General features: G+C 39.5%; 10 protein-coding genes. All 10 read left to right on the top strand.

Going from position 1 to position 11,300, the window contains the following annotated elements:
• Positions 1-323: hypothetical protein (locus DWW68_RS13550; protein ID WP_158576921.1), on the top strand; the 323-nt coding region annotated here is incomplete at its 5' end.
• Between the two features lie 99 nt (positions 324-422).
• The gene (locus DWW68_RS13135) at positions 423-3,878 is read left to right on the top strand and encodes a CARDB domain-containing protein (protein ID WP_118590407.1); all 3,456 of its coding nucleotides are present in this window, start codon (positions 423-425) and stop codon (positions 3,876-3,878) included.
• Between the two features lie 150 nt (positions 3,879-4,028).
• A complete protein-coding gene (locus tag DWW68_RS13545; RefSeq protein WP_147365778.1) occupies positions 4,029-4,211 on the top strand; it encodes a hypothetical protein in 183 nt (60 codons plus the stop codon).
• A gap of 153 nt (positions 4,212-4,364) precedes the next feature.
• Positions 4,365-7,400 carry an SrtB-anchored collagen-binding adhesin gene (locus DWW68_RS13130; RefSeq protein ID WP_117828754.1) on the top strand — a complete coding sequence of 1,012 codons (3,036 nt, stop codon included), beginning with the start codon at positions 4,365-4,367 and terminating at the stop codon, positions 7,398-7,400.
• A gap of 238 nt (positions 7,401-7,638) precedes the next feature.
• Complete coding sequence (locus tag DWW68_RS13120) at positions 7,639-7,965, top strand: YdcP family protein (protein ID WP_117824591.1); 327 nt, start codon at positions 7,639-7,641, stop codon at positions 7,963-7,965.
• Positions 7,966-7,980: 15 nt separating this feature from the next.
• Positions 7,981-8,364: a YdcP family protein gene (locus tag DWW68_RS13115; protein WP_117824592.1), complete on the top strand. Its 384-nt coding sequence runs from the start codon at positions 7,981-7,983 to the stop codon at positions 8,362-8,364.
• A 102-nt stretch (positions 8,365-8,466) separates the two neighbouring features.
• The gene (locus tag DWW68_RS13110; protein ID WP_117824593.1) at positions 8,467-9,108 is read left to right on the top strand and encodes a DUF3796 domain-containing protein; all 642 of its coding nucleotides are present in this window, start codon (positions 8,467-8,469) and stop codon (positions 9,106-9,108) included.
• A gap of 3 nt (positions 9,109-9,111) precedes the next feature.
• Positions 9,112-9,315, top strand: a complete 204-nt coding sequence (locus DWW68_RS13105; protein WP_008787613.1) for a helix-turn-helix transcriptional regulator — start codon at positions 9,112-9,114, stop codon at positions 9,313-9,315.
• 68 nt (positions 9,316-9,383) lie between these two features.
• Positions 9,384-10,778, top strand: coding sequence for an FtsK/SpoIIIE domain-containing protein (locus DWW68_RS13100; RefSeq protein ID WP_117824594.1), 1,395 nt, complete (start codon positions 9,384-9,386; stop codon positions 10,776-10,778).
• Positions 10,779-10,961: 183 nt separating this feature from the next.
• The coding region (locus DWW68_RS13095) for a helix-turn-helix domain-containing protein (protein WP_147365698.1) at positions 10,962-11,300 on the top strand (339 nt) is incomplete at its 3' end.

Below are 11,300 nucleotides of genomic sequence, written 5' to 3'. Positions count from 1 at the left end.
AAAATGTTAAGTTCGGATCATCAGACACAGCAACATACTTTGTAAGAACAACATTGTTTGGAGCAAACACGGCAAAGGAATACTCAGCACAGTATAAGGTAAGAGCATATGCAGAGCTTAGCGATGGAACATATGTATACAGCAAGGTAAGCTCATACTCAGTATATGACATAGCAGACACATTGTATTCAAACAAGATGATGAATACAATCACAGCCCATGATTACCTTTACAACAACATCCTTAAGGTTGTAAACCCTGATTATGCACAGGTTGATTACAATTGGGGAAATACAGTAGCGGATGCTTCTGAGATAGAATAGTCATTAATTAATTATAGAAAAAACTTTTAAAAGTGAAGGAGAGAACTGACTGGGGGGCTGGTTCTCTCTTTCTGCAAACTTAACGGAAAGGAGTAATTAATGAGAAAGATTGTAAAAAAAGTATTAGCAGTCACATTGGCATTGGCAATGACAGTGCAGCCGGTTGCTTTGAAGAAAGGTCAGGAAGAAGTAAAAGCAGCAGGTGTTGCGGATCAATTTACTATTCCGACAGCAGATGCAAACGGACGTGTAGGAGCAAAAATGCCATACACAAGATATGATTCAACAGATGCAGTGCTTAGCGGAGGAGCAATACTTAAGACATCTACAGATTGGAATCCTAATAATATTGCAACCCAGGCATCAGCACAGTCCTATGTAGGACTTCCGGGAAGTGGTTCATCCGTAGAATGGACCATGAAAACAACAGGAGCAGGTGTAACAATGAGATTTACACTGCCTGACGGAAATGGTGGAACAGGTGTAAAGGGTTCTCTGGATGTATATGTAAATAACAAAAAAGTAAAAACTGTAAAATTAGATTCATTCTGGATGTGGCAGTATTTTAACTTTGGTAGTGGAAGCCCAAGCGATAGTGCAGGAGCAATAGGCGCATTTGCATTTGATGAAGTACATTTTCTTCTTGATACACCATTAAAGAGTGGTGATAAGATTAAAATTCAAAGCACAGGTGCAGGTGGATATGAATATGGTGTTGATTTCCTTGAAATCGAGGATGTACCGGAAGCAATTGAACAGCCTGATAATTCAGTAAGTGTTGAAGAATATGGTGCTATAGCTTATGGTGAACATGGAGACCGTGATACATTTGATGCTGCAATTGCCAGCAAAAATACAGCAGCATTTAAGCAGGCAGTAGCAGATGCAGATAAGAAGGGAATGGATTTATACATTCCGGAAGGTACATATTTATTAGATGGAATGTGGACTATCGGTGCTGAAAATATGAAGATTACAGGTGCCGGAATTTGGTACACAAATATTCAGTTTACAAGTGAAGAAGTTTCCGGTGGTGGCGTTTCAGGCGGAAACCCAAATGCAAAGGGAAGCACAGTAGCTGACGGATATTGTAAAAATGTTGAGTTCTGTAATATGTATCTTAACTCAGGATTACGTTCAAGACACAATGAACAGGCAATTTATAAATGCTTTATGGATATATGGGCAGATGGTTCTGTAATTCATGATATTTGGGAAGAACACTTTGAGTGTGGTTTTTGGTTTGGTGATTACAATGGAAAAATCGATTACTGTGATGGAGTTAAAGTTGTAAACAGCAGAATTAGAAATAACTTAGCTGACGGTGTAAACTTCTGTCAGGGAACAAGTAATGCAGTAGTATATAACTGTTCAGTACGAAACAATGGTGATGATGGCTTGGCAATGTGGAATGACCAGACCATGGGTGCAAAAGATGAAGTAAATAACGTATTTGCATATAACACAATTGACTTAGGATGGAGAGCCGGTTTATTGGCAATCTATGGTGGTCAGGGTCACAAGGTTTACAACAACTATTTATGTGATTCATTTATGGCAGCAGGTATTCACTTTAATACAACATTCCCTGGATACAAATTCTCAGGTTCTACACCTAATACATTTGACAACAACATTCTTGTAAGATGTGGTACACCAAAAGAATGTTGGGGAAGAGATTATGCGGCTATTGACTTTGAACAGGAAGTAAAAAATATTGTATTTAATAATACACAGATTTACGATTCACCGTTTACTGCAATAAGACTTTTAGGAACAAGTTATAGTAATATCACATTTAATGATACTACAATTTTAGGTGCAGGTCTTTCAAAACAGATTTCTGATTTCTCAAGCTCAGGTTATTCAGGAGCAGCAATCAGAGAAAATGCAAATTCATCAGCTGTATTTAACGGACTTACTGTTGGTGCGGTTGTTTCTGACCAGACAGGAAAGAACACAAGTACATGGCCTTTCTATACAGATAATGCTACACCTAAAAATTTAGCAGGCAATGATACAGTGACACTTTTAGATGATGATGTTACATATGAAGTTCCGGGTTATCCGGAAGCAGATACTTCACAGGGTGGTGGAGTTATAGATCCGTTAGACGGAATTACAGGATATGACGTTGCACTTGCAGGTCTTTCATGGAAAAATGAAAGCAATTCTTCATCTATTGAAGAAGGTGACAAAGTAACATTTACAACTGCAGTTAAGAATACATCAAATGTAGATATTCCTGAAGGAGTAGCAATTCAGATTAAAATAACTGTAGATGGAAAAGGAAGTTACACAAACACAACATATAAAGGTGGTTTAAAGGCAGGAGAAACAATTAAGCTTTCACCAACCTCTACATGGACAGCAACAGCAGGTGGACATACAATTGAAGCTACAGTGGATTATAGAAATAAACTTCCAAATGAGCTTTCAAAGGATAACAACACAAGATCAAAATCATTTAACGTTCAGGAAGCTCCTGACAGAGAACCTACTTATACACCTGTAACAGGAAGATATGATATTCAGGTTTTAGATGTTACGTGGGATAAAGAGATTATCAATGTAGGAGATGCACTTACATTTACAGCTACTATTGTAAATGCCGGAGATACAGCAATTCCTGCAGGTCAGAAATTAGGTGTACAGTTCCAGATTGATGGAAATCCATATCCATCTCCAATTACATGGAATGACCAGTATTTTGATGGACTTCAGCCGGGACAGGTAATTAAATTAACAGCAACCGGTGGAAATAGTGGAAGTTCATGGACAGCAACAACCGGATCACATACTGTAACAGCATGGGCTGATGACAGTAATGTATTTGGCGAAATGAATGAAACTAACAACAAATATACAAAGACAATCACTGTACCTTACGGCGGAGTACAGTATATTGAAAATCCTGATAAGCCGGATGACTTAGATAATACAGGAGAAATTGAGCAGCCAACAGAGAAACCTACAGAAACACCAACAGAGCCTGGTACTGAAACAGTTGTAACAAGCAAGGATGTAAACGTTGTAGGATATCAGATTAGTTCAACATTAAAGGGAAGCAGAGTTGTGGCATCTGTTGAACCAACAGTTAATGGCAAGAATGTTGTAAAACATGGACTTGTATATGCATTAACAAAACTTGGTGATAAGGATACAGGTGTAAAGAATATCGATATGACAGTATCAACTGACAACTATTATGTTGCATCATTTGAATCAACTAACAATGGAAATGTTGATAAAGTATTTGGAAGCTCAAAGACAGCTCAGTATTATGTAATGACAACATTATTTGAGAACCAGACAGTACAGGAATATACAGCAAAATACAAAGTAAGAGCATATGCTGTTTTAAGTGATGGCTCATATGTATATAGTGATATTTATTCATATTCTGTATATAATGTGGCATCAGCATTATACGATGGTGGAAAAATGCCTACAAATGCAGGTCATACATATTTGTACGATAGCATTTTGAAATTGGTAAATCCATCATATAAACAGGTTGACTATGATTGGTCAGATATTGTAACAAGCTTATAAGTAGAAATTTGTATTTCTCTTTTGCTATGAAACCGTTATGTTGATAATGTCAGCATAGCGGTTTCATTAATTTTAAACGTTCAGGAAGTATTGTAAAATAAAAAGCAACTACCCTACATATATTGTATAAAAAGTATGTAGGGTAGAATAGTGACGGAATTTATTAAGTATAGCAAAAAAATGGAAATTTTGATGTCTCTGATTTTGTTAATGTCAGTGACGTTAATTGCCTGCAATATGAACAAAGTAGTTGAAAACAGGGAAAGCACAGTTAAGACAAAGGAGAAAGATTACATAGTGGTAATTGACCCGGGACATGGGGGTTGTAGATAACGCAAGTGATGAAAACAACGAAAATACAAGGAGAAAGGCAACTGTTGTACCTATTAAAATAGAATATGTGTGAGAGGACAAGCCTTTTAATAATGTAGACGTTCAGAAATGAGCGTCTATTTTTATACCCAAAATGAAAGGAGCATTAGATTTATGAAAAAGATGTTAAAACGATTGTGTACGGGCTTCTTAGCTCTTGCAACTGTCGTTACTGCTTTACCGACTACACCCGTTCATGCAGAAAGCAAGCAATACTGGACGGAAAGTGCAGAGCGTGTCGGTATCATTGAAAAAGTAATGAATGACAGTTCTATCGGTTCGACATTCAATGAGGGCTATATGAAAGTCGAGGGCGAAACTGCTTATTGTATTGACATCAATACAGATTTTAAGAACGGCTACAAGACCAGAGCTGACGCAAGCTCACGCATGAGTGCCGACCAGATTTCAGATGTGGCGTTATCCTTAGAGTATGTCAAACAGTATGGCGAAGCTCACAAGGAACTGAACTACAAGCAAGTCTATCTGTTGGAACAATGTGTCGTCTGGCAGAGATTGAGCGTACATCTTGGCTGGCAATGTGATAACGTGCGAGCTTCTTATGATGAAATTCCAAAGGCAACGCAGGACGAAGTTTTCGCTGGTGCGAAAGCCTTTGTCAAAGAAAATAAAGGACGCTATGAATGTGGCGGTTATATCTACTCTGGCGAGGGGCAGGAATTGGGACAATTCTGGGCGAAGCTGAATGTCGGAAATGCGAAATTACAAAAGACTTCCAGTAATACTAGCATTACAGACGGTAACGGGAATTACTCTATTGCAGGTGCAACCTATGGTGTCTTTGCTGATAAGGACTGCACAAAACAGCTTGCCACCCTTACGACTGATGAAAACGGAAATACAGATGTTGTAGAGGTAAAAGCAGGCACAGTCTATATCAAGGAATTATCCGCACCAGCAGGATATAAAGTAGATAAAACTGTATATTCCTTAAAGGTTGAAGCTGGAAAAACAGCGACTTTGAAAGTATCAGATACACCGAAAGTAACAGACACTTTGATTGAGCTTTTCAAGATAGATATGGAAACACAGAAAGACAATCCGCAGGGGAATGCTTCTTTAGCAGGTGCGGAATTTACATGGAAGTATTATGCAGGCTTCTATAACAAAGACAATCTCCCTGCCGAAGCTACTCGTACATGGGTTACAAAGACAATCGCTGAAACTGACATCGACGGGACAACCCACTACCTCACAAAATTAGCGGACGCATACAAGGTGTCTGGCGACAGCTTCTATATGCAGGACGGTAAAGCCGTTCTTCCTTTAGGAACACTAACCGTTGAAGAAACAAAAGCTCCAAACGGCTACTTGTTAGACGGTGCATATATGCAGGCTGGCGATAAGTCCGAACAGATTAAGGGCTTATATGTAACACAGATTACCGAGGACGGCGACCTTGCCGTATTATCTGGAAGTAACCAGTTTTCCGTATCAGACAAGGTTATCCGTGGCGGTGTCAAAATTCAGAAACGAGATTTAGAAACGGGCGATACGAAGCCACAAGGAAGTGCCACTTTGAAAGATACTGCCTTAGACATCATTTCCTTAAATGATAATTCTGTTTTGGTTGAGGGCAAGCTATACAAGAAAAATGAAGTCGTAAAAACTATTCGTACAGATATTGAGGGTGTCGCTTCTACTGCTTCTGACCTCTTACCTTATGGAAAATTCCGTATCGTTGAAAGTGAAGCTCCAAACGGATATTTGACAGACGGTGCAAAGCCGATTGATTTTACAATCACAGAAAATGGAAAAATCGTGGACTTAACCGAAAAAGCCCATTCTATCTATAATCAGATTAAGCGTGGAGATATTGAGGGCGTGAAAATCGGTGCAGGCACACACAAGCGTCTTGCTGATGTTCCCTTTAGGATCACAAGCAAGACGACGGGCGAAAATCATGTTGTGGTAACTGATGATAACGGGCAGTTCTCCACTTCTGCTGAATGGGCTTCTCACAAGCATAATACTAACGCAGGCAAGACCAGTGAGGACGGTGTGTGGTTTGGGACTTCTGAACCAGACGACAGCAAGGGGGCATTACCTTATGATACCTATATCATTGAAGAAATACGTTGCGATAGTAACAAAGGCTTTGAACTTATCCCACCTTTTGAAATCGTGGTATCAAGAAATAACCTTGTGATTGATTTAGGAACGCTAACTGATGAATACGAAAAAGAAATCTCTATTCATACCACAGCGACCAGTAAAGACGGCGAAAAGACTATCCTTGCAGGAAAAGAGGTTACAATCGTTGATACTGTCAAATTGGACGGACTTACAAAAGGCACAAAGTATCAGCTCAAAGGCTGGCAGATGTTAAAGGAAGAAAACGCAGAGCTTATCATTGATGGAAAACGTGTAGAAAACAATTATACCTTTGTCGCTGATGATGAAGAAATGAAAGTGGAAATTTCCTATACATTCAATGCGTCTGCTTTAGGTGGCAAAAACCTTGTTACCTTTGAAGAATTGTATGATTTCAGCAATCCAGACGAACCCGTGAAAGTTGCAGAACACAAAGACATTGAGGACGACGGGCAAACCGTACTTATCACAGAGCGTATCATCAAAATTCATACGACTGCTACCGATAAGGACGGCAATAAAGAGCTTAAAGCAGGAAAAGACGTTACAATCATTGATACCGTAACCTTAGAGGGCTTAGAAGTCGGTACACAGTACAAACTTGTGGGCTGGCAGATGTTGAAAGAAGAAAATGCAGAACTTCTTATCAATGGAAAACGTGTGGAAAGTGATTACACTTTTATTGCTGACAGCGAAACTATGAAAGTGGAAGTTGCTTTTACGTTTGACGCTACTTCTCTTGACGGCAAACAGCTTGTAACTTTTGAGGAATTATACGATTTAAGCAATCCAGACGAACCAAAGAAAGTTACCGAGCATAAGGATATTGAGGATAAGGGACAGACGATTACCTTTAAGGAAAAGCCAGAAAAACCCGAAACACCACCGACACCAGAAAAGCCTAACAGACCTAGCGACAGTCCCAAAACGGGCGACAGTACAAATGTAATGGCATTTGTCGTGATGTTGCTTGTGTCTGCTGGTGGATTAGCTGGAACATATCTTTACAAACGCCGTAAAATGAAGAAATCATAAGGCGGTAACGGTATGATGAAAGAAAAATCACGCTCTCCGCCGAAGCTGTCAAACGGCAGACTTCTGCTTATTCTGGCTTGTCTGCCTACAACCTGCAAGAACACGGATAGTCAAGGGTGCGTAAGCATTGACTTTACCCTTTACTATCTGGGGGATTGCTGGTACTTCCCCAACCGCCAGAATAAGAAATCACAATCAAAAAACTTATCAAATATAGAAAGAAACGAGGTAAAACAATATGGAAATGAAATATGTCGTGCCAGATATGGCACAGTCTTTTGGAACTCTTGAATTTGCAGGCGAAAGCGACCATGTTTTTGACAGAGATAAAGATAACCGCAGATTTTTCGCAAGAAGAAGCTACAACCTTTATTCAGATGTGCAGAGAGGGGAAAATGTTGTGGTAGAAATTCCCGTGCAGGCTGGCGAAAAGCATTTCAAGTATGAACAGAAAGTAAAACTTGTCAATCCGAAGTTATACGGCAGAGGGTACGCAATCGGGGATGTGGGACATACCGATTATGTATTAGTAGCTGATGATATTGTAGCAGTTGAAGAAAAGTAAAGGAGTGAAGAATTTATGAGATTATCAAATGGATTTGTCATTGACAAAGAGAAAACATTTGGAAAATTAAAATTTACAGCGGTGCGTGATGTGTTCTTGCAAAATGAGGACGGGACACCGAGTACCCAGCTTAAAAAGCGTATCTATGATTTGAAGTGCAGTCTGCATGGTGGAATTATCCCCGTGTCCGTACCGCCAGAAGTACCGTTAAGGGAATTTCCTTACAATGCAGTTGTGGAGCTTGTCAATCCAGTAGCCGATACGGTATCAAGAAAAACCTATACGGGTGCAGATGTGGACTGGTATGTAAAGGCAGAGGATATTGTGTTGAAGAATAAAGGCAACCAGAACGCAGGTAGCCCACAGAACCCTACATCGCAGGGACAGCCGAAGAAATAAAAGTGATGTATTTGTCTTAATTTTGATTGACACGAACAATGCGGAGTGATATATTTATCTCATAAAGATACAAAAACATCTCATTTGAAAGGAGAGATAAATATGTCAAAGAAACAAATTAAAAAAATTATTTTTATGGGGGTAGGGTGTGCTTTATTGCTTATTGTTGGTACAATCTACTCCCTATTATACAATGATGGACGCTGGGTCAAAAATATGGATATGTCGGAATATGTATTTTCTTACAAGGATATTCCTATGTTAGTAATTGGAGCTTTAATAGCACTATATGCTATCTATATAGTAATTATCTGCTTTAAAAATGTCTTTTCAAAAAACAGCAGGGGAAAACGATATTCAAGAACAATTTCTCCTTACTGGGGATTTTGTGGAATGTTTGGTTTTCTGGGGTTTGGCGGATTTTGGACATACTATAAATTTGGAGAAATATTTCCTTTTGCTTTTTTCATATTTTTTGGTTTTTTCAGTTTTTTCTTTGAAGGTAAACTTTCCCATATCTTAGAAGATGAGCTTTTTCAAGAAAATAAACGTAAAGCACAATTAGAAGCCTACAAGATAGGTTTTAAACTATTATTTGTAGTTATCTGGCTTATGGCAATAGGTATGTTTTCCCGTAATGTTGAGTGGTGTGCAATATTTATGCTGATTTCTGTTTCACTTATCTATGCTCTTGTTCTTTTTCTTAGCAACTATTTATTATATCGTTATGAAAAAAGGGAATAAATTATGGAAGCAAAGTTTGTATGTAATTTAAAAAAATATCGTGTAGCACAAGAATTAACACAAGAACAACTCGCTGACATTGTAGGTGTTCGTCGTGAAACTATTATGAGATTAGAAAAAGCACAATATAATCCGTCACTTAAATTGGCAATAGATATTTCAAGAGCTGTAAAAGCTCCGATAGAAGATATATTTATTTTTGAATAAAGACAGTTTAAAGCAGTTAGTCTTAGGATTGACTGCTTTTTTCATATCCAGAAAGGAGTGATTGATTTATGCGTAAGATTTGTAACAAAGGACACCGTATCAGAGCCAGCGACAAGCAACTTGTCTACCATTTTTCCATAGGAACGCTTCTGTTTATATTCGTGGCGGTTCTTCTGCTACTGAATATAAAACAGCTCATGCGTACCGATTGGGAGCATTTCAGCTTGTTAGAAAACGGCTTGACACTTTCCCCTTACAACTTCATAACCATACTGATAGCGACTGGTGTTTGTGCATTGGTCGCTTTTCTGTATTACCGTTTTTGTTATGACAGTTTCAAGAAGCTCCTGCACCGTCAAAAGCTGGCAAGAATGATACTGGAAAACAAGTGGTATGAAGCCGATACCGTACAAGATAGCGGTTTTTTTACTGACCTGCAAGGCAGATCAAGGGAAAAAATCGTCTGGTTTCCAAAGATTTATTATCAAATGGAAAAGGGACTGCTTCATATCCGCTGTGAAATTACGCTGGGGAAATATCAAGACCAGCTTTTACGGTTAGAGGATAAATTGGAAAGTGGCTTGTATTGTGAGCTGACCGACAAGACCCTGCATGACGGCTATATCGAATATACCCTGCTTTATGATATGATAGCGAACCGCATTACCATTGATGAAGTACTGGCAGAAAACGGCTGTCTTAGACTGATGAAAAATCTTGTCTGGGAATATGACGCACTCCCTCATGCTCTGATTGCTGGTGGGACTGGTGGCGGTAAAACCTATTTTCTGCTGACGCTCATTGAAGCCTTACTGCATACCAACGCTGTCCTTTATATCTTAGACCCGAAGAACGCTGACCTTGCAGACTTAGGGACAGTTATGGGAAATGTGTATCACACCAAAGAAGAAATGATAGATTGCGTCAATGCCTTTTATGAGGGCATGGTACAGCGAAGTGAGGAAATGAAGCGACACCCGAACTATAAGACGGGCGAAAACTACGCCTATCTGGGACTGCCACCCTGCTTTCTTATCTTTGATGAATATGTGGCATTTTTTGAAATGCTGGGGACAAAAGAAAGCGTGAGCCTACTTAGCCAGTTAAAGAAAATCGTTATGTTAGGGCGACAAGCAGGTTATTTCCTTATCGTTGCCTGCCAGCGTCCAGACGCAAAGTATTTCTCGGACGGTATCAGAGATAACTTCAATTTCCGTGTGGGACTTGGGCGTATCAGCGAATTAGGTTACGGTATGCTGTTTGGTTCAGATGTGAAAAAGCAGTTTTTCCAGAAGCGTATCAAGGGGCGTGGCTATTGTGATGTGGGAACAAGTGTTATCAGTGAGTTTTACACGCCTTTAGTCCCGAAAGGACATGATTTTTTGCAGACTATCGGCTCTCTTGCACAAGCAAGGCAGGACGGGACGGCGACGTGCGAAGCGAAAGGCGACGGCACGGACTAGCTGTTGCTGGTGTGGCGTAAGCCACGCCAGCAGGTAAAACCCCTCGGTATCTAACAGAGGGGTACGTTTGCAAATAGACAATAGACGAAAAACATAGGAAACATAAGGCTTCTGGCATGATTTCCTAGCAAAATTCAGTTGTGAAGTCGCCTTAAAAAACTTCACACTTGACAGATTGGGGGTATGGTTCTGAATGAAGAACAATGGATAAAAGAATTACGGGAGAAACGAATTGTTTACGGCATCTCACAAGGCAGGCTGGCGGTGGCTTCTGGTATCACAAGAGAATATCTCAATAAGATAGAAAGCGGAAAAATGAAGCCGTCAAAGGAGCTTTTGGAAACTCTGCATAAAGAACTGGCAAGGTTCAATCCAGAAGCACCGCTTACCATGCTGTTTGATTATGTGAAAATTCGTTTTCCCACGCTGGATATACAGCATATCATCAAAGACATATTAAAACTGAATATCAACTATATGCTCCATGAAGATTATGGACATTACAGTTATACGGAGCATTAC

The organism is Eubacterium sp. AF16-48 (genome assembly GCF_003479405.1).
Taxonomy (GTDB): domain Bacteria; phylum Bacillota; class Clostridia; order Lachnospirales; family Lachnospiraceae; genus Eubacterium_G; species Eubacterium_G segne.
This window is presented reverse-complemented; position numbering and strand designations above follow the sequence as displayed.

What these genes read in the sequence shown, in the direction of transcription:
- DWW68_RS13105 (WP_008787613.1), top strand. Translation starts at nt 9,112, where the DNA reads ATGGAAGCAAAGTTTGTATGTAATTTAAAAAAATATCGTGTAGCACAA.
- DWW68_RS13135 (WP_118590407.1), top strand. Translation starts at nt 423, where the DNA reads ATGAGAAAGATTGTAAAAAAAGTATTAGCAGTCACATTGGCATTGGCA.
- DWW68_RS13130 (WP_117828754.1), top strand. Translation starts at nt 4,365, where the DNA reads ATGAAAAAGATGTTAAAACGATTGTGTACGGGCTTCTTAGCTCTTGCA.
- DWW68_RS13120 (WP_117824591.1), top strand. Translation starts at nt 7,639, where the DNA reads ATGGAAATGAAATATGTCGTGCCAGATATGGCACAGTCTTTTGGAACT.
- DWW68_RS13115 (WP_117824592.1), top strand. Translation starts at nt 7,981, where the DNA reads ATGAGATTATCAAATGGATTTGTCATTGACAAAGAGAAAACATTTGGA.
- DWW68_RS13100 (WP_117824594.1), top strand. Translation starts at nt 9,384, where the DNA reads ATGCGTAAGATTTGTAACAAAGGACACCGTATCAGAGCCAGCGACAAG.
- DWW68_RS13110 (WP_117824593.1), top strand. Translation starts at nt 8,467, where the DNA reads ATGTCAAAGAAACAAATTAAAAAAATTATTTTTATGGGGGTAGGGTGT.